Consider the following 20,881-nt stretch of genomic DNA (forward strand, 5'->3'; position numbering starts at 1 on the left):
AAATACTTTTAAACAAAGAAAAAATCCTGAAAGCCTTACAACTTTCAGGATGATAATAATCAAGATTTTAATTCAATTATTCTTTAATCAATTGTTGATAAGAAGTTGTTCCGTCTTTCAAAGTGATCTCAAAGTAATAGTTTCCGGATTTTAAATCATTAATATTGATGTTTTCTCCGTCTACGATTACGGTTTTCACTTTTCTTCCCGTAGCTTCATAAATATCAATCGATTTAATTTTATCGGCATTTTTAAAACTCACCGTCTCTTTTGCCGGATTTGGATAAAGCATTACTTTTTTATTCGCTAAATCCGTTTCGCTTGTACCCAAAGTTGCTCCCATCGTTAAGGTTGTATATCCTCTGTTTCCGCCATGATAGCCTAAACTTTGGCTTCCTGCAGTTCTTGCAAAGAAAATATTAATAGATCCTGCCGAATTCGAAATAGGAAAATCGCCACTTCCGCCATTAAGAGATCTTGTTGCAACAACCGTTCTTGTGCTTCCCGAAACTGTATTCGATGTTTGGGTCCAATCTTGGGTTGTATCCGCGGTTGGCGTTGTCATTCCTACAAAGGTATAATCTCTGTTAGCCGATGAATTATAAATAAAACCATCCGAACCGGAAGCCATTCCCACGTTTCCAAAACCAATTCCCATCATAGAGTTGCTGTCGCCGATCAGCGTAATGGTTACTGTTGTTGCATTGGTGTCCAGCTTTACGGACATCCCAGTCGAGCCAAGGCTCACTGTTCCTGATGAAAATTGAGCTCCCACAGCATTTGCCAGAGCTAAACTTACTACTAATAAAACTTTTTTCATATTTAATTCTTTAAAAGATTGATGATTTCTTTATTGTTAGTTTGAAGCGCATATTCAAAAGGAGTCATTCCCTGCGCATCTTTGATCGATTTATCTGCTTTATATTGAAGCAGTAATTCTATGAGTTCTTTGTTTCCAAATTTTACAGCCCAAAATAAAGGGGTAAATCCTGTAGCATCCGCGATATTTGGGTTCGCATTTTTAGATAAAATATACGTTACCAAATCTTTATTATACTTTATAGAAAGCCCAGCCAATGCCGTTCCTTCCTGGCTTTTATAATTGATGTCTTTCACATGATCTATCAAAAATTTAGCGACTTCCACATTGCCTCTGTAACATGCTAAAATAAGCGGCGAAAAGCCATTTTCATTGGTTTGATTGATGATATCCGGGTTCTGCTTCATCTGTTCTTTTACCTCATCTACTGTTCCGTTTCGGGCAATATCGAAAATTGATTTTGCTTTTTCCTGCGCAGAAATAAAGGTAAAACTAAGGACGAAACTTAATAAAAAGATTACCCTTTTCATGGTTTTGCCATTACATAATTATACTCTACTTTCACAGTTTCAGCTACTTTTTTCATCACCATTTTAGGAATGGTCACTTTATAATCTGCTGCTTTCGCCATGAAACTTCCCTGAACATAAATTTTTCCGTCTTTTGAATAAATCGTTGCATTGGAAGTCACCGGATTTTCAACGCCGTGAAAATTTAATTTTCCCTGAATTGTATATTTCTGTGGATTTGCCGTTAATTTAGATTTATCAAAATTGGCAATCTTTCCCGTGAACGTCGATTTCGGATATTTTGCTGTTTCTGCATAATTTTCGTTGAAATGCTCTTCCATTAATTTCGTTTTAAAATGGAAATTTTTCACCGCAGAAATCGAAGCGATATCACCGGTATCTGCATTCATAATGACAACATTGTTATCATCCTGAGCAAAAATATCTTCAAATAAAGGAACCGATGCTTCAAAGGTTACTTTTCCGGTTTTCGAGCTGTATTTTTGAGCCAAAGCAAGGTTTGACAATACTAACGATACAATAACTAGTGCTAATTTTTTCATATTAATTAAATTTTAGTTTTCCAAAAGCCCATCTGCTTTCCATGTAACAATGACGTTGATCTGGCTGCCGGATAAAGATCCGCCCTGAGGCATTTTCAGAGGATCTCCGTTTTGTTTTTGAATTCTTTCGATAATCGCATCGATATTGGTTTTTACATCGTTGTAAGTTGTTAATGGTTTAAAACTTCCTGCCCCGTGACAACCGATACAATTGTTATCAATAATGGTCTTTACTGCAGTATTATATTTTACCACTTCCGTGATTGGTGTGTTATCTGAAATTTCTTCGTAGGTTCTGCTTTCACAAGAAATAAGGAAAACAAAACCTGATAATATGTAGAATAAATTTTTCATTTTTAAAAAACTCTATAAAGATTAAACCCAAAGAAAATCTGTCCTTTTCCCCATTTTCCGGTGGCATTCGTAAGATATCCTATATCCGAATTCAGCTGAGAATTGGTGAATAAAAGCTGGAAAACGTGACCTCCCGTTTCAATATCCAAGCCCAAAGACAAAGGATTTTGATAGAAACTACGGTTATTGAAATTCACGAAATATTCCGCGTTGATGGAAACTCTTTTAGAGATTTTGTAACGACCTCCCAACCCTGTAAGAAACTGATTTTTGTCTTCAACAGTTGGTTCGTAAAGATTTTTGTGAACATAAGACGGCGTTAACTGCAAAGAAAAATTCTCGCTAAATCTTCTCGATATCAAAGCCTGTGTAAGGTAAGAAAGTCTGTCGCCAAACTTCAGATGAGGATAATTGTCTTTATCCAGATCCGTATTTACAGCCATTACGTTGTAGCCTACGATGTCAACCGGGAAATTATCGCTTTGCTTTACCAGTTTGTACTTTGCGCCACCCTCAAAAGTTTTCATATTGGTTTCTCTTGAAAGACTTAACGAAAGTCCGTCGGTAACACCATAGATCACGCCCAGTTTTGTGGAAGCATCATCTAATCCAAAGAAATCTTTGAACCCTTTGCTTACATCTCCAAAACGGTGGGCAACGACGATGTACCATTCGTTTTTTGCAGCTAATTTTGTGGATTGTCCCGTGACAATCTGCAGCGCCTTAAAGGCAGGCTGTTGAATTTCGGTTGTTTTAATAGTGTCGATATCCTTCAACAAATCTTCCTGAGAATAAGCAAGAATTGAAGCGAACATCGACAAAAAGAAGAAAGTTTTTGTCATACAAATTTTTACTTAAATTATTCGTATGACAAACTTATTACGTTATAAATTCAAAAGTGTGTGATAAAAGTCACCGATGAAATTGTTTTTATCAATCATAATATTAAATTAATTAAAACAATATAAATTAGACACGTCTAACATTTTCATTTTCAGGGATTCTGATGCCTTCTTTGCTTTGCAAAATTTCTCCTTCATTTTCAATTTTTTTTAAAACTCGGCTCACAACTTCTCTTGAAGTTCCCAAATTGTTGGCAATTTCTTTGTGAGTAAGCTTAATTGGATTGTTTCCGGTGATGTTAATTTGTTGTTTAATGTAATTCAGTACCCTTTTATCCAGCCTGTGGAAAACGGCATCATTTACCATATTCATCACATCGGAAAAACGCTTATCGTATTCGCTGTAAAAAACACGATTGATCTCCGGATATTTTATCAGCCATTCATGAACAACAGAAACGGGAATCAGCATCACTTCCGACTCATCTTCGGTAATGGCATATACACGGCTCGTATAATCCGTAAAAATGGAGGAAAAGGTCATCAGACAGCTGTCATTGGGTCTGATGTAATAGTAAATCAGTTCTCGCCCGTCATTCAAAGAATAGACTTTTATAGAACCTTTGATCAAAAAAGGAACATATTTGTTCTTCTGCCCTTCTCTGATGATTTCAGTTTTTGCTTTTATATTTGTTATCACCGCATGTGTTTGGAGTTCGCTAGAAAAGTCACTACCCAAGAACCCAAATTTATCAAGAATAAATTGGTTGTTTATCATATCGTTATTCATATCCGAAAGCAAATATATAAAATTGAAGAATCCGTCGTATATTTTTTTAATCTATTAAAGATATTTAACAATAAGTGGATTTTGAGACTTTTTGAGTGAGAGGAATATAGAGGGTTTGAGAATTTGAGGGTTGTAGGGTTTGAGAGTTTTTAGGGTAATGTGAGTAGTTTGTGGAGGAACTTGGGATCAGTTTCAAAACTTGGGGAGAAATTGTTTAGATGTATTTTTTTGCCACGAATGCACGAATATTTTTATTTCCTACAGATATGACGGATTTTCACAGATGCTGCTGTCTCTGTTGGCTTTTCGCAAAGACGCAAAAACATTTTTTAATACTCTATGTTTTTAAGGCGCAAGGATTTTATCTTCGATAAAATGGAGGGCTGAAAAATAATCGCCACGAATGTGCGAATATTTTTATTTCCCACAGATCGCAAAGATTTTCACAGATGATATCGTTGATTTTCTTTGCTTCACCTTTCCGGTCTTTTTATCAATAGAACGGCTAGGTGAGACTTAAAAACGGGAGTTGTCAAAAAACTTGGTGGGGCTTCGTGTTCAATATCTAAAGTGCAAGGAAAAGAATCTGCATCATTTGCAAAATCTGCGAGAGAAAAAAATTTCATCTTACATGATCTAAACTTTTTTGCCTAGTCCCCAACTTTTGTATTTGATCCGGAACTTGACAAATCATCATAGAAATTTGGCAATAAAAAAATGCCCCAATAAAATTGAGGCATTCTTATGTATGATTAAGAAAATCTTAAGCTTGTACGTTGTTTCCACCTAATACGAAAGGCTCAACTTCTTTGATTTCACCAAATTGTTGCTCGTAGTTTGTGATGTTTTGTTGAAGAGCAGTAAGTACTCTCTTAGCGTGAAGAGGAGCAAGAATGATTCTTGATCTTACTTTCGCTTGTTGTACACCCGGCATTAATTGGATGAAGTCTACAACGAATTCAGATGGAGAGTGGTTTACTAAAGCAAGGTTAGCATAAACTCCAGCAGCTACCATTTCGTTCAATTCGATGTTGATGTTCCCGTCTTGTGGATTTTGATTGTTGTCCATTGTTATAAAATATTTTTTTTATTCGAAATTTTGAGGTTGTGAAAATATAAAAATAATTTCAAACCTCAAATTTCCGAATCATTAAATTTAGTTAAGATCTTCGAATTCTTTCTTAGAACCAACGATTACGTTCTGATATTCTTTAAGACCTGTACCTGCAGGGATTCTGTGTCCTACAATTACATTTTCTTTAAGACCGTTCAGATCATCAATTTTACCTGCAACAGCCGCTTCGTTTAGAACCTTAGTCGTTTCCTGGAACGATGCCGCAGACATGAATGACTTAGTTTGAAGAGCCGCTCTTGTAATACCTTGAAGTACAGGTGTTGCTGTAGCCGGTAAAGCTTCTCTTACTTGAACTAATGCTTGATCTTCACGCTTCAGTTTAGAGTTTTCGTCTCTTAATTCTCTTGCAGTGATCATCTGACCTGGCTGGAAGATTTTAGAATCACCAGCTTCTACAACTACTTTAAGACCAAATACTCTGTTGTTTTCTTCTAAGAAGTCATATTTGTGTTCAAGAGCTCCTTCAAGGAATTGAGTATCACCTCCGTCAACGATAGATACTTTTGTCATCATCTGTCTTACGATGATTTCGAAGTGCTTGTCGTCGATTTTTACCCCTTGTAGACGGTAAACTTCCTGAATCTCGTTTACCAAGTATTCCTGAACCGCCGTTGGACCTTTAATTCTTAAGATATCGTCTGGAGTGATTGAACCGTCAGAAAGTGGCGAACCAGCTCTTACGAAGTCATTCTCCTGTACCAAGATCTGGTTTGATAATTTAACTAAATAAATTTTTCTTTCACCAGTTTTAGCCTCAACGATCAATTCTCGGTTACCTCTCTTAATTTTTCCGTAAGAAACTACCCCGTCGATTTCAGTAACAACCGCTGGGTTTGAAGGGTTTCTTGCTTCGAATAATTCGGTAACTCTCGGAAGACCTCCGGTGATATCCCCTGCTTTTGCAGATTTTCTTGGGATCTTGATTAAAACTTTACCAGCCTTAATTTTTTCACCATCGTTTACCATTAAGTGGGCTCCTACCGGTAAGTTGTATGCTTTCTGCTCAACTCCTTTAGAATCTACCACCTTCAAGGTAGGTACGGCTTTCTTATTTCTAGATTCAGAGATTACTTTCTCTTCGAATCCTGTTTGTTCGTCAATTTCAAGTTGGAATGAAATACCTTGGATAATATCCTCGTATTCTACCTTACCTGAAGTTTCTGCAATGATAACCGCGTTATACGGATCCCATCTACAGATTGTATCACCTTTGCTTACTTTATCACCTGGTTTTACAGATAATATAGATCCGTAAGGTACGTTAGCTACCATTAATGGAGTTCTAGACTCATTATCAGCAACTAATCTGAATTCTGTTGAACGAGATACTACAACCTCAGCTGTATTACCGTTTTCATCTTCAGAAGTAATTGTTCTTACTTCGTCCATTTCTACGATACCATCTCTTCTTGCAACAATTGAAGGGTTTTCAGAAACGTTACCTGCGGTACCCCCTTGGTGGAAGGTTCTCAACGTAAGCTGAGTTCCCGGCTCCCCAATTGACTGTGCACCGATAACACCTACTGCTTCACCCATGTGGATCATCTTACCTGTTGCTAGGTTTCTACCATAACATTTCGCACAGATACCTTTTTTAGCCTCACAAGTAAGTGGTGAACGTACTTCAACAGCTTCTAATCCTGCTGCCTCAATTTTCTTAGCTAATTGCTCAGTAATTACCTGGTCAGCCTCAGCGATTAATTCATCACTTTCAGGATCGTAAACATTATGAAGAGAAACTCTACCTAAGATTCTTTCAGAGATCTTTTCAACGATCTCATCATTTTTCTTAAGTGCAGTAACTTCTGTACCTCTTAGAGTTCCACAGTCGTCTTCTGTAACGATAACATCCTGTGCAACGTCTACCAATCTTCTCGTTAAGTAACCTGCATCGGCAGTCTTAAGAGCCGTATCCGCAAGACCTTTACGAGCACCGTGGGTAGAGATAAAGTATTCTAAGATGGAAAGACCTTCCTTAAAGTTTGCAAGGATCGGGTTTTCGATGATCTCCGCACCGGTAGAACCAGCTTTCTGCGGTTTCGCCATCAAACCTCTCATCCCTGATAACTGACGGATCTGTTCCTTAGAACCCCTCGCCCCAGAGTCAAGCATCATGTATACAGAATTGAATCCACCTTGGTCAACTTTCATTCTGCTCATGATCATTTCAGTTAATCCAGCGTTGGTGTTTGTCCAAACGTCGATTACCTGGTTATAACGTTCTGTATCGGTAATTAGACCCATGTTATAGTTAGCTCTAATTTCGTCTACAGTTTCAATAGATGAAGCAATCATTTGTTTTTTCTCAACAGGAACTACGATGTCTCCTAATGAGAAAGAAAGACCTCCTTTGAATGCGTTTGAATAACCTAAATCCTTCATTGCATCCAAGAACTTCACAGTTGTAGGGAAATCTGTATCAGCAAGGATCTTACCGATAACATTTCTTAATGATTTCTTCGTAAGAAGCTCATTAATATACCCTGACTGCTTAGGTACGATTTGGTTGAATAAAATTCTACCAACAGAAGTTTCGATTAATCTAGTTACGATTTCACCGTCTTCTTTTACCGGAAGTCTACATCTTACTTTAGCATTTAAAGATACTCTACCTTCAGCATAAGCGATTTCCGCTTCTTCAGGAGAATAGAATGCAAGACCTTCACCTTTTACTTTCATATCTTCTGTAGAGCTCAATTCTTTAGTCATGAAATAAAGACCAAGAACCATGTCCTGAGAAGGTACCGTAATTGGAGAACCATTTGCAGGGTTCAAGATGTTTTGAGAACCTAACATCAATAACTGAGCTTCAAGGATCGCTTCAGGACCTAACGGTAAGTGTACCGCCATCTGGTCACCGTCGAAATCGGCGTTGAATGCCGTTGTTACTAACGGGTGTAGTTGGATTGCCTTACCTTCGATCATCTTAGGTTGGAAAGCCTGAATACCCAGCCTGTGAAGCGTAGGTGCTCTGTTCAATAGAACAGGGTGACCTTTCATCACGTTTTCTAGGATATCATATACTACTGGTTCTTTTCTATCAATAATTCTCTTTGCAGATTTTACTGTTTTTACAATACCTCTTTCAATTAGTTTTCTAATGATGAACGGTTTGTAAAGTTCCGCAGCCATATCTTTAGGAATACCACATTCGTGAAGCTGTAAGTTTGGACCTACAACAATTACCGAACGCGCCGAGTAATCTACCCTTTTACCTAATAAGTTCTGACGGAAACGACCTTGCTTACCTTTCAATGAATCAGAAAGTGATTTCAATGGTCTGTTTGATTCAGATTTTACTGCTGAAGATTTTCTTGTATTATCGAATAATGAATCTACTGATTCCTGAAGCATACGCTTCTCGTTTCTCAAGATTACTTCAGGAGCTTTGATCTCCAATAATCTCTTCAAACGGTTATTTCTGATAATAACTCTTCTGTAAAGGTCATTCAAATCGGAAGTAGCGAAACGTCCACCATCCAATGGAACCAATGGTCTTAGTTCTGGTGGGATAACTGGAAGTACACGCATAATCATCCACTCTGGTCTGTTGATCATTCTTGTATTAGCACCTCTCAATGCTTCTACAACGTTCAATCTTTTCAGCGCTTCAGTTCTTCTTTGTTTTGAACCTTCGTTGTGAGCTTTGTGTCTCAAGTCGAAAGACAATGCATCAAGGTCGATTCTTTTTAATAATTCCTCAACAGCTTCAGCACCCATTTTAGCGATGAATTTGTTTGGATCAGAATCGTCAAGATATTGGTTCTCGATCGGAAGAGTTTCCATGATATCAAGGTACTCTTCTTCAGTTAAGAACTCCATGTTTTCGAAATCAGAACCGTCTAATTTTTTAGCAATACCTTGTTGAATCACTACATATCTTTCGTAGTAGATGATCATATCTAATTTCTTAGAAGGAATTCCTAAAAGGTAACCGATTTTGTTCGGTAAAGAACGGAAATACCAGATGTGAGCGATAGGAACAACAAGGTTGATGTGCCCAATTCTCTCTCTTCTTACTTTTTTCTCCGTAACTTCTACACCACAACGGTCACAAACGATCCCTTTGTAACGAATTCTCTTGTATTTACCACAAGCACATTCGTAATCCTTTACAGGACCGAAGATTTTTTCACAGAACAAACCGTCTCTTTCAGGCTTATGCGTTCTGTAGTTAATAGTTTCCGGCTTAAGAACCTCCCCTCTTGAGTCTTGTAAAATAGACTCCGGTGAAGCTAAACCGATGGTTATTTTATTAAATCTACTTGATTTATTTTTATTTGACATAATTTTATTTTTGATTAAAAGATTAAAGATTGAAAGATTTAAAAATTACTTTCGCTCTTATATCTCGGAGTTAATTAATACTTTAATTTTTATAATTAAATCTTAATTTACTCCTCCAATCTTACGTCTAATCCAAGACCTTGTAACTCGTGAAGTAATACGTTGAATGATTCTGGAATACCTGGTTCAGGCATAGATTCACCTTTAGCAATTGCTTCATAAGTTTTCGCTCTACCAATCACGTCATCCGACTTCACAGTCAAGATTTCTCTTAGGATATTCGATGCACCGAATGCTTCAAGTGCCCAAACCTCCATCTCTCCGAATCTCTGACCTCCGAACTGAGCTTTACCTCCTAACGGCTGCTGAGTAATCAATGAGTAAGGCCCAATAGAACGTGCGTGCATTTTGTCATCAACCATGTGACCTAGCTTCAACATATAGATAATACCTACTGTTGCAGCCTGAGTAAATCTTTCTCCGGTACCACCATCATAAAGGTGAGTGTGACCGAATTTAGGAACTCCTGCTTTTTCAGTATATTCAGTAATCTGTTCTAAGCTAGCTCCGTCGAAGATAGGTGTAGCGAACTTCAATCCTAATTTCTGACCAGCCCATCCAAGAACTGTTTCATAGATCTGACCGATGTTCATACGAGAAGGTACCCCTAGTGGATTCAATACGATATCTACCGGTGTTCCGTCTTCTAGGAATGGCATATCTTCTTCACGAACGATTCTCGAAACGATACCTTTGTTACCGTGACGTCCTGCCATTTTATCTCCTACGTTCAGTTTACGTTTCTTAGCGATGTAAACTTTAGCCAACTTCATGATACCTGCTGGTAATTCGTCTCCGATTGAAAGTGCAAACTTCTCACGGTTTTTAACCCCTTGAATATCGTTGAATTTGATTTTGTAGTTGTGAATTAATTGTTTGATCAATTCATTTTTGTCATTGTCAACTGTCCAGTCAGAACCGCTTACGTTAACATAATCTTCAACTGAAGTCAATAATTTGTGAGTGAATTTCACTCCTTTGCTGATGATCTCTTCATCTAAGTCGTTGGTAACTCCCTGAGAAGTTTTACCGCTAACAAGAATATTTAATTTTTCAATTAAAGTATTTCTTAAATCATCAAACTTAGCCTTGTAAGTGTTTTCAATCTCTTCAAGTTTAAGTTTTTCTTCAGTTCTCTTCTTTTTATCTTTAATGTTTCTTGAGAACAATTTTTTGTTGATAACAACACCTCTTAATGAAGAGTCTGCCTTCAATGAAGCATCCTTTACATCACCAGCTTTGTCACCAAAGATTGCTCTAAGAAGTTTTTCTTCAGGAGTCGGGTCAGATTCACCTTTTGGAGTAATTTTACCAATCATGATATCTCCAGGCTTCACTTCAGCACCAATTCTGATCATACCGTTCTCGTCAAGATCTTTAGTAGCTTCTTCAGAAACGTTAGGAATATCTGCTGTAAGCTCTTCCATACCTAATTTAGTATCACGAACTTCAAGAGAATATTCATCTACGTGGATTGAAGTAAACCAGTCTTCACGCACAACTTTTTCGTTGATTACGATAGCATCCTCAAAGTTGTAACCCTTCCAAGGCATGAACGCAACCACTAAGTTTCTACCAAGAGCTAATTCTCCTTTTTCAGTAGCATAACCGTCGCAAAGTACTTGTCCTTTTTCCACTACATCACCTACTCTTACGTTTGGTCTTAGGGTAATTGTTGTACTCTGGTTGGTTTTTCTGAACTTAGTTAATTTATATGTTTTAGTAGCAGACTCGAATTGTACTAAATCTTCGTCTTCGCTTCTTTCATATTTAATCACAATTCTGTCAGCATCTACGTACTCTACAGTACCTCTACCTTCAGCATTGATCAAAATTCTTGAATCTCTCGCAACTTGTTGTTCCAGACCTGTACCTACGATTGGAGCTTGTGGCTTCAACAAAGGAACTGCCTGACGCATCATGTTGGATCCCATCAACGCACGGTTCGCATCATCATGTTCCAAGAAAGGAATCAATGAAGCTGAAATACCAGAGATCTGGTTTGGTGCAACGTCGATTAGGTTCACCTGAGCTGGCTCAACTACCGGGTAGTCACCATCCAATCTTGCAATAATTCTGTCTGTTAAGAAATCACCGTTATCGCTCAATTCAACGTTTGCCTGAGCAATTACTTTGTCTTCTTCGTCCTCAGCATTTAAGTAGATAGGATCTGCAGCAAGATCAATCTTACCATCTTCTACTTTTCTGTACGGAGTTTCGATGAAACCTAGTCTGTTGATTTTAGCATAAATACCTAAAGATGAAATCAAACCGATGTTTGGTCCTTCCGGAGTTTCAATCGGGCAAATTCTTCCGTAGTGAGTATGGTGAACGTCACGAACCTCGAAACCTGCTCTTTCTCTTGATAAACCACCAGGCCCTAGTGCAGAAAGTCTACGCTTGTGCGTGATTTCTGAAAGCGGGTTGGTTTGGTCCATGAACTGAGAAAGCTGGTTGGTACCAAAGAACGAGTTGATTACTGATGTTAAAGTTTTAGCATTAACAAGATCAAGCGGAGTAAAGATTTCGTTATCTCTAACGTTCATTCTCTCCTTAATCGTTCTTGCAATTCTTGAAAGACCTACACCGAACTGTCCTGCCAATTGCTCACCAACAGTTTTAATTCTTCTGTTTGATAAGTGGTCAATATCATCCACATCTGTTTTTGAGTTTACTAACTCAATTAAGTGTCTTACGATTGCAATGATGTCTTCTTTTGTAAGAACTTCAGTTGCAGTCGGGATGTTTAGGTTTAGTTTTTTGTTTAGTCTGTAACGTCCAACTTCACCTAATGAATATCTTTGCTCAGAGAAGAATAATTTTTCGATAATTCCTCTTGCAGTTTCCTCATCTGGCGGATCTGCATTTCTTAACTGACGGTAGATGTACTCTACTGCTTCTTTTTCAGAGTTCGTAGGGTCTTTCTGTAATGTATTCTGGATGATAGAGAATTCATTGCTGTTTTCTTTGTGAATCAAGATAGATTTCACACCAGCATCTAAGATTAGATCTAAATGTTCTTTTTCAAGAATAGTTTCTCTATCCAAGATGATTTCGTTTCTTTCGATAGAAACTACCTCACCTGTATCTTCGTCTACGAAATCCTCGAACCAAGTGTTCAATACTCTCGCAGCCAATGTTCTTCCTTCTACTTTTTTAAGGGCAGCTTTAGAAACTTTCACTTCCTCAGCAAGGTCGAAGATCTGAAGGATATCCTTATCAGATTCATAACCGATTGCTCTTAATAAAGTCGTTAATGGTAATTTTTTCTTACGGTCGATATACGCGTACATTACGCTGTTGATATCCGTTGTAAATTCCATCCAAGATCCTTTGAAAGGGATAATTCTTGAATAATACAATTTTGTTCCGTTTGCGTGGTAAGTCTGTCCGAAGAATACACCCGGAGATCTGTGTAACTGAGTTACGATAACACGCTCTGCTCCATTAATGATAAATGAACCAGATGGAGTCATATAAGGAACCGGACCTAAATATACATCCTGAACTACCGTTTGGAAATCCTCGTGCTCAGGGTCTGTACAATACAATTTAAGTCTAGCTTTAAGAGGTACTGAATACGTCAATCCTCTTTCCACACACTCATCGATTGAATAACGTGGAGAATCTACCAAATAATCTAAGAATTCCAATACGAATTGGTTTCTAGAATCGGTAATCGGGAAGTTTTCCTGGAAAGTCTTATACAAACCTTCGTCTGTTCTGTCTTCCGGAAGGGTATCTAGCTGAAAAAACTCACTGAAAGACTCAATTTGGATATCCAAAAAGTCTGGAGTGATAATTTTTCCTTTCGCTGAAGAGAAGTTAACTCTCTGGTTTACCCTGGTTGTTGCTGGTGTTTTACTCATAAAACTTTTAAGAAAGGGTTAAAAAATATTTTGATTAAAAAAATATCAGAAATAATAAAACTGCGATGGAGAAACAACTAAAGACCTTATAATGTTTGGCGCTATTAAGAATAGCCTTTAATTTTTCTTCTTGATTCCCAGAATCTTATTCCTATATTGCAACACTGGTATATCTTTTCACAGCGTAATGCAAAATATTTTTATTACTTTTGAGGCAAGGATCGCCATAACATCCATATACAAGAAAGCCCTTTCATTCTGATGAAAGAGTTGATTTCTAATATTTTACAGATTTATATACAATTTTTAGCGCCAAAAGAGGAGCAAAATTACAAAAATTTATTCATATTTACAATAGTTGCAGTATTAAAATACTAATTTGCACCTTCCTAATAATAAGAAAGTCTTTATTGATGGGAAAAGTGTGAATATTTTTTTTGTGAAAATATCTTGATTATTCTGAACACGAAGTGCGCTAAGTTTCTTTTTCTATTCTTACTTTTTTTAGTTTCATAAAGCCGTTTCAAAGATAAAAGGGATCAGTTTCAAAACTTGGGGAGAAATTGTTTAGATGTATTTTTTGTCACGAATGCACGAATATTTTTATTCCCCACAGATCCTGCTCTATTTGTTGGTTTTTCGCAAAGCCGCAAAGATATTTTTTAATACTTTATGTTTTTAAGACGCAAGGATTTTATCAAAGATAAAATTGAGGGCTGCATATTATCGCCACGGATGCTCGAATATTTTTATTTCCCACAGATCGCCTTTAGATTTTCCACAGATGGTATCGTTGATTTTCTTTGTTTAACCTTTGCGGTCTTTTATAGGTAGAAAGGTTTGGTGAGACTTAAAACGGGAGTTGTCAAAAAACTTGGCGGGGCTTCGTGTTCAATATGTAAAGTGTAAGGAAAAGAATCTGCATTATTCGCAAAATCTGCGAGAGCAAAAAATTACATCTTACATGATCTAAACTTTTTTGCTTAGTCCCCAACTTTTGCGCTTGATCCGATAAAAGCATTTTTTTTCAAACCTCACAGGTTTTAAAAACCTGTGAGGTTTAAATTTGTTTATTCTACAAAGCGGTTTCGCTTGTTCAAGATTAAGAACATACAATATTTCCATCAATATCTAAAGTACAAAAAAGCCTGAGTACTTACATACTCAGGCTTCATATTTTTAGGTAAACCTAGAATTATTTCAATTCTACTTCAGCACCAGCTTCTTCTAATTGCTTCTTAAGAGCTTCAGCTTCGTCTTTAGAGATACCTTCTTTGATAGCTGAAGGAGCTCCGTCTACGATGTCTTTAGCTTCTTTAAGACCAGCACCAGTTAAATCTTTTACCAATTTAACGATAGCTAATTTAGAAGCACCTGCAGACTTAAGAATTACGTCGAATTCAGTCTTTTCTTCAGCAGCTTCACCACCACCTGCAGCAACTACTACAGCAGCAGCAGCTGGCTCAATTCCGTACTCATCCTTAAGGATAGTAGCTAATTCGTTTACGTCTTTTACTGTTAAGTTTACTAGCGTTTCAGCTAAATTTTTTAAATCTGACATTGTTGTAATGTTTTTGTTGATTATTGATTATTTTTTGAGTGTAATTATTCAGCAGCTGGCGTTTCGTCAGTGCTTTCTGCAGCAGGAGCTTCTGGAGCTTCCTCAGCAGCTTTTTCTTCAACAGCAGGAGCAGCTTCTTCAGCTTTAGCTTCTACAGTTTCAGGTTTGTTTTGAAGAGCAGAAACAACTCTTTGAATTGGAGACTGAAGTAATCCGATGATTTCACCGATCATTTCTTCTCTAGACTTGATGTTTGCCAACGCGTCTAGGTTGTTGTCACCAACATAGAAAGTTTCCTGAACAAAAGCAGACTTCAATGCTGGCTTTTCTTCTTTCTTTCTGAACCCTTGGATTAATTTAGCTGGACCGTTTGCAGTCTCAGAAATCATTAATGCAGAGTTTCCTTTAAAAGTTTGGAACATTTCAGAGTAATCTACTCCTTCAATTTGCTCCATTGCTTTTTGCAAAAGTGTATTTTTTACAACTTTTACTTTGATATTTTGTTTGAAAGCCTGTCTTCTGAATTCTGAAGACTTAGCAGCGTTCAATCCGTCTAGATCTGCTACGTATACTACTTTTGCATCCTGAAGCAAGTCTTTGATCTCTTGTATTGCTACAACTTTTTGGTCTTTTGTCATTGTCTTAAGGAATTATTATTAGTTAACAGATTTAGTATCGATTGCAATACCAGGACTCATTGTAGAAGACAAATAGATAGACTTCACATAAGTACCTTTAGCAGCCGTTGGTTTCATTTTGATCAAAGTAGAGATCAATTCCTGAGCATTTTCCTTGATTTTAGCAGCATCGAAAGATACTTTACCAATACCAGCGTGGATAATACCGTATTTGTCTACTTTGAAGTCAATTTTACCTGCTTTTACTTCAGTTACTGCTTTACCAATTTCCATAGTTACAGTACCTGATTTAGGGTTTGGCATAAGACCTCTTGGTCCTAATACTCTACCTAATGGTCCTAATTTACCCATTACAGCTGGCATAGTAACGATAACGTCAACGTCAGTCCAACCGTCTTTGATTTTTTGTAAATATTCGTCAAGACCTACATAGTCAGCACCCGCTTCTTTAGCTTCAGCTTCTTTATCTGGAGTTACTAAAGCCAAAACTTTAACATCTTTACCAGTTCCGTGAGGAAGAGATACAACACCTCTTACCATTTGGTTTGCTTTTCTAGGATCTACCCCTAATCTTACAGCGATGTCTACAGAAGCATCAAACTTTGCAGTGTTTACTTCTTTTACAAGAGCTGAACCTTCTTCAAGGTTATAGATTCTTCCTTTTTCTACTTTGCTTAAAGCTTCCTTTTGCTTCTTAGTTAATTTTGCCATTTCTTTAAGTATTAAGCGTTAAAAGTTGGTTTAGTTCCTGTTACTCTTAATCCCATAGATCTTGCAGTACCTGCAACCATAGAAACAGCAGAATCTAATGTAAAGCAGTTAAGGTCAGTCATCTTGTCTTCAGCGATCTTTTGAACCTGAGCCCAAGATACAGCACCTACTTTGTTTCTATTAGGTTCTCCAGAACCACCCTTGATTTTAGCCGCATCCATTAACTGGATTGCTGCAGGAGGAGTTTTAATTACGAATTCAAAAGATTTGTCTTCGTATACTGTAATTACTACAGGTAAAACTTGTCCTGGCTTATCTTGAGTTCTTCCGTTAAATTGCTTACAAAACTCCATGATGTTCACACCTGCAGAACCCAATGCTGGACCTACTGGTGGAGAAGGGTTAGCTGCGCCACCTTTCACCTGAAGCTTTACCATTTTAAAGACTTTTTTAGCCATTGTTTGTTTTTTAAATTTGAATAATTAATGAGTTTGGAAGCATTTATTATTCAGCAGATTATCCATATCTCACCTCAGATAATCTACTTTTCGGATTGCAAAAGTATGAAATATTTTTTAAATAGCAAACGGAAATAATTGATTTTTAGAAAGATTATAAAAAACTTCCTTATACTCTCGATATAAGGAAGCCACCTACATTTAAAAACTCAGATAGAAATGTAATTATAATACTTAAAAACTTTCATATACCAGGCAGTCCGCCGATTCCTTCTGGAATTAGACCTTCTTATGCCCAACAGATTAAAAAAATTTCTATATCAGATCAAAATAAACGAATCCCAACCTATAAAAATAATTTTTAAAAGAGATCAAATCAGCCCACCCTATCCCCTGCTATAAGAGATTATTTACAAAATTCAAAATTAATGGAAATATAAAAAATTTCAAAATAATAAATTCTAAATTAGAATTTTATCATACTTGTGTGATTTAATATAAAACACAATAGAAATCACTTAATTTAGTTTAGTGATGAAAATTTTACAATAAAACACTCATCAAATATTAAAAACAAATTAAATAAACGACGCATTTAAGAATAATATAAATATTTTCTTCTGCTATTCAAAACTAAAATAAATCGCTAAATATTCAATTTTAATTTAAAACAATAACCTAGAACAAATGTATACAGACATAAAATGAGCTGGTTTGCAATGCACTTCACATTCGCTAAAACCAGGAACATTCTGAAAGCTTGGGAAAGAAATTGTTATAGCTACGTGATAGCAGCTTTTCTTCGCCACGAATGCACGAAATATATTACTTCCCGCGGATCGCTCAGATTTCGCAGATAATGGATCAAAATAGATCAATAGTATCATTGCGAAATTCCGAAATTCATGGGAAATAAAATCAAGCTCCTACTTTAATTTTCAAACGATCTAATACCATTTAATCTTTGAAATTTCCTTTACATTATTTACCCCTGTTAGGGTTATAACATCATGGAATACTTAACACCCCACGCTAGTCCTATTTAACTCCTTGGGGTTTTTAAGGGAAATTCAAAAAGAAAACAGGATAAGCTTACTTGGGGAGAAATTCTTTAGATATTTTTTTGCCACGAATTCCCGAATATTTTGATTTCACACAGACCGCAGATAATGCTTCCTATGTTGGTTTTTCGCGAAGTCGCAAAGATATTTTTTAATGCTTTATGTTTTTAAGGCGCAAGGATTTTATCAGAGATAAAATTGAAGGGTGGACATTATCGCTACGAATGCACAAATTTTATTGGATCAGTTTCAAAACTTGGGGAGAAATTCTTTAGATATTTTTTTGCCACGAAATCCCGAATATTTTTATTTCACACAGACCGCAGATAATGCTTCCTATGTTGGTTTTTCGCGAAGTCGCAAAGATATTTTTTAATGCTTTATGTTTTTAAGGCGCAAGGATTTTATCAGAGATAAAATTGAAGGGTGGACATTATCGCTACGAATGCACAAATTTTATTGGATCAGTTTCAAAACTTGGGGAGAAATTCTTTAGATATTTTTTTGCCACGAATGCACCAATATTTTGATTTCCTACAGATATCACGGATTTTCACAGATGATATCGTTGATTTTCCTTGCTTCACCTTTCCGGTCTTTTATCAATAGAACTGCTTGATGAGCATTACAAATGGGTAGTTGTCAAAAAACTTGGGGAGCCTTGGTGTTCAATATGTAAAGTGTAAGGAAAAAATCTGCATCATTTGCAAAATCTGCGAGAGTAACAAAAAACATTCTGATGAGTTAAAATTTTTGCTTAGTCCCCAACTTTTGTACTTGATCCGTTTTAGGCTTGTTCTGGAAAAATCAAGAATCCAGAATTCAGGTAATTGCACAAAAAAAGACCGCTTTACAGCAGTCTTTATATATTTAAGTATATTATTTACACTTTTTCTACTTGCATGTAGCTTAACTCCATTGGAGTTTTTCTACCGAAGATAAGAACAGATACTTCGATTTTCTTTTTATCCTCAAGAATTTTCTCTACAGTTCCGTTGAATCCATTGAATGGTCCGTCAATTACTTTAACGTTTTCTCCTACTACGTAAGGAATTTCAACATCACTTGCAAATTCGGATAGTTCATCCATTCTTCCCAACATTCTGTTCACTTCAGACTTTCTCATTGGAACAGGATCACCACCTTTCGTTAAACTTAAGAAAGAAATAACTCCGGGGATGTTCTTAACAACATGTGGAATCTCCCCCATTAAATCTGCTTCTATCATTAGGTATCCAGGATAGTAAGGTCTTTCTTTAGGAACTTTTTTTCCGTTTCTAATCTGAATTACCTTTTCCATAGGAATAACCACCTGAGTAACGTACTGCTCAAACCCTAAACGCTTGATTTCTGTCTCAATATAGTTTTTCACTTTATTTTCCTGTCCGCTGATTGCTTTCAGCACATACCATTTCAATTCGCTCATTATGGGAAAATACTTTTATTATTAATTGAACAAGTTGATTAGCATTCCTATTATGTTGCTTATTGCTTTTGAAAACAATTCGTCAACCCCAAAGGTAAATAATGCCAAAATAACGGTTGCTATAGTAACTACGATTGTAGATGACTGCAGATCAGCCCATTTCGGCCATTCAACTTTATGTCTGAATTCGTTATAAGAACCTTTTAAAAAATCGATAAATGAACTCATAATTGTTATTTGCACGGGCACAAGGATTCGAACCCTGATCAACGGTTTTGGAGACCGGTATCCTACCATTGGACGATGCCCGTAGTTAAAAGCTTCCGAGAGTTTCCTTTCGGAAGCTTATTTATTTTAAGATGATTAGTCTAAGATTTCAGTTACCTGACCTGAACCAACTGTTCTACCACCTTCTCTGATCGCGAATCTAAGACCCTCGTTAAGAGCGATTGGTTGTAACAATTCTACAGTGATCTCTAAGTTATCACCAGGCATTACCATTTCTACACCTTCTGGCAAGAAGATCTCACCTGTAACGTCAGTAGTTCTTACGTAGAACTGAGGACGGTATTTGTTGTGGAATGGAGTGTGACGTCCACCTTCTTCTTTAGAAAGGATATAAACAGATGCTTTGAATTTCTTGTGAGGCTTCACAGAGTCTTTCTTAGCGATTACCATACCTCTCTTGATGTCAGTCTTTTCAATACCTCTCAACAATAGACCTACGTTATCACCAGCTTCACCTCTGTCAAGGATCTTTCTGAACATCTCAACCCCTGTAATAGTTGAAGTTAATTTCTCTTCACCCATACCTACGATATCAACTGGATCACCAGTGTTGATAACACCAGCCTCGATTCTACCAGTTGCTACAGTACCTCTACCTGTAATAGAGAATACGTCTTCGATTGGCATCAAGAATGGCTTATCTGTATCTCTTACAGGCTCTTCGATCCACTCATCAACTGCATCCATTAATTGTTCTACAGTTTTGAACCACTTATCTTCTGAATCACCGTTAGTAGCTGCAGTAAGTGCTCCAAGAGCAGAACCTTGGATTACTGGAGAGTTATCTCCGTCGAATTCATATGTAGATAATAAGTCTCTAAGCTCCATTTCAACAAGCTCTAATAACTCAGCATCATCTACCATGTCAACTTTATTCATGAAAACAACAATTCTAGGTACGTTTACCTGACGGCAAAGTAGAATATGTTCTCTTGTTTGAGGCATTGGTCCATCAGTTGCAGCACATACTACGATTGCTCCATCCATCTGAGCAGCACCAGTTACCATGTTTTTAACATAGTCGGCGTGACCTGGACAGTCAACGTGAGCATAGTGTCTTTTTTCAGTTTCGTATTCGATGTGAGCAGTATTGATAGTGATACCTCTTTCTTTTTCTTCTGGAGCAGAGTCAATTGCAGAGAAGTCTTTTTTCTCAGCAAGACCTTTGCTAGCTAATACAGCAGAAATAGCAGCTGTAAGCGTAGTTTTACCATGGTCAACGTGACCAATAGTACCAATGTTCAAGTGTGGTTTGTTACGATTAAACGTTTCCTTTGCCATGATTTAAAATTATTTATTTATTGTTTTTCAAATTTTCGGTGTGCAAATATAATGATTTTTTACATACCAAAACCTTTTTATTAAAAAAAGTTTTAATATTTGCATTCAATGAAGTACAAACCTTATATTTCAACGTATTGAGACTGCAAATTTACACATTTTTCTCAATTGAAAAAAACTTTGTAAAACCTTTTGCAGAAGTCACTGAAAAACAACCTGTTTAACATT

16 protein-coding genes and 1 tRNA gene are annotated in these 20,881 nt (G+C 36.7%); all 17 read right to left on the reverse strand.

Annotation, left to right across the window (positions count from 1 at the left end):
- Positions 1 to 76: 76 nt before the first annotated feature.
- Positions 77 to 820: a T9SS type A sorting domain-containing protein gene (locus VUJ46_RS12010; RefSeq protein WP_326981017.1), complete on the reverse strand. Its 744-nt coding sequence runs from the start codon at positions 818 to 820 to the stop codon at positions 77 to 79.
- 2 nt (positions 821 to 822) lie between these two features.
- Entirely contained in the window at positions 823 to 1,350 is a 528-nt protein-coding gene (locus VUJ46_RS12015) for an ankyrin repeat domain-containing protein (protein ID WP_326981018.1), read from the reverse strand.
- Positions 1,347 to 1,892: a YceI family protein gene (locus VUJ46_RS12020; RefSeq protein WP_326981019.1), complete on the reverse strand. Its 546-nt coding sequence runs from the start codon at positions 1,890 to 1,892 to the stop codon at positions 1,347 to 1,349. Before VUJ46_RS12020 ends, VUJ46_RS12015 begins: the two co-directional genes overlap by 4 nt.
- A 12-nt stretch (positions 1,893 to 1,904) precedes the next feature.
- Positions 1,905 to 2,246: a c-type cytochrome gene (locus VUJ46_RS12025; protein WP_326981020.1), complete on the reverse strand. Its 342-nt coding sequence runs from the start codon at positions 2,244 to 2,246 to the stop codon at positions 1,905 to 1,907.
- Between the two features lie 2 nt (positions 2,247 to 2,248).
- On the reverse strand, positions 2,249 to 3,088 hold the full coding sequence (locus VUJ46_RS12030; RefSeq protein ID WP_326981021.1) for a DUF5777 family beta-barrel protein: 840 nt from the start codon (positions 3,086 to 3,088) through the stop codon (positions 2,249 to 2,251).
- Positions 3,089 to 3,215: 127 nt separating this feature from the next.
- A complete protein-coding gene (locus VUJ46_RS12035) occupies positions 3,216 to 3,788 on the reverse strand; it encodes a Crp/Fnr family transcriptional regulator (protein WP_326981022.1) in 573 nt (190 codons plus the stop codon).
- An 853-nt stretch (positions 3,789 to 4,641) separates the two neighbouring features.
- Positions 4,642 to 4,947, reverse strand: a complete 306-nt coding sequence (locus tag VUJ46_RS12040; protein WP_267402166.1) for a DUF3467 domain-containing protein — start codon at positions 4,945 to 4,947, stop codon at positions 4,642 to 4,644.
- 87 nt (positions 4,948 to 5,034) lie between these two features.
- Positions 5,035 to 9,300 (reverse strand): DNA-directed RNA polymerase subunit beta', encoded by a 4,266-nt coding sequence (gene rpoC / locus VUJ46_RS12045; RefSeq protein ID WP_326981023.1) that lies wholly within the window; start codon positions 9,298 to 9,300, stop codon positions 5,035 to 5,037.
- A 107-nt stretch (positions 9,301 to 9,407) separates the two neighbouring features.
- Positions 9,408 to 13,229 carry a DNA-directed RNA polymerase subunit beta gene (gene rpoB / locus VUJ46_RS12050; RefSeq protein WP_326981024.1) on the reverse strand — a complete coding sequence of 1,274 codons (3,822 nt, stop codon included), beginning with the start codon at positions 13,227 to 13,229 and terminating at the stop codon, positions 9,408 to 9,410.
- A gap of 1,195 nt (positions 13,230 to 14,424) precedes the next feature.
- Positions 14,425 to 14,790, reverse strand: coding sequence for a 50S ribosomal protein L7/L12 (rplL, locus tag VUJ46_RS12055; RefSeq protein WP_326981025.1), 366 nt, complete (start codon positions 14,788 to 14,790; stop codon positions 14,425 to 14,427).
- A 44-nt stretch (positions 14,791 to 14,834) separates the two neighbouring features.
- On the reverse strand, positions 14,835 to 15,428 hold the full coding sequence (rplJ, locus tag VUJ46_RS12060) for a 50S ribosomal protein L10 (protein ID WP_326981026.1): 594 nt from the start codon (positions 15,426 to 15,428) through the stop codon (positions 14,835 to 14,837).
- Between the two features lie 18 nt (positions 15,429 to 15,446).
- A complete protein-coding gene (rplA, locus tag VUJ46_RS12065) occupies positions 15,447 to 16,139 on the reverse strand; it encodes a 50S ribosomal protein L1 (protein ID WP_027380917.1) in 693 nt (230 codons plus the stop codon).
- Between the two features lie 11 nt (positions 16,140 to 16,150).
- On the reverse strand, positions 16,151 to 16,597 hold the full coding sequence (gene rplK, locus VUJ46_RS12070) for a 50S ribosomal protein L11 (protein WP_072955489.1): 447 nt from the start codon (positions 16,595 to 16,597) through the stop codon (positions 16,151 to 16,153).
- A gap of 1,944 nt (positions 16,598 to 18,541) precedes the next feature.
- A complete protein-coding gene (gene nusG / locus VUJ46_RS12075) occupies positions 18,542 to 19,084 on the reverse strand; it encodes a transcription termination/antitermination protein NusG (RefSeq protein ID WP_267402179.1) in 543 nt (180 codons plus the stop codon).
- 21 nt (positions 19,085 to 19,105) lie between these two features.
- On the reverse strand, positions 19,106 to 19,312 hold the full coding sequence (gene secE / locus VUJ46_RS12080) for a preprotein translocase subunit SecE (RefSeq protein WP_039369543.1): 207 nt from the start codon (positions 19,310 to 19,312) through the stop codon (positions 19,106 to 19,108).
- Between the two features lie 12 nt (positions 19,313 to 19,324).
- Positions 19,325 to 19,395 (reverse strand) — tRNA-Trp (locus VUJ46_RS12085).
- A gap of 52 nt (positions 19,396 to 19,447) precedes the next feature.
- Positions 19,448 to 20,653: an elongation factor Tu gene (gene tuf / locus VUJ46_RS12090; RefSeq protein WP_326981027.1), complete on the reverse strand. Its 1,206-nt coding sequence runs from the start codon at positions 20,651 to 20,653 to the stop codon at positions 19,448 to 19,450.
- Positions 20,654 to 20,881 lie beyond the last annotated feature (228 nt).

Source organism: Chryseobacterium sp. MYb264 (genome assembly GCF_035974275.1).
GTDB lineage: Bacteria > Bacteroidota > Bacteroidia > Flavobacteriales > Weeksellaceae > Chryseobacterium.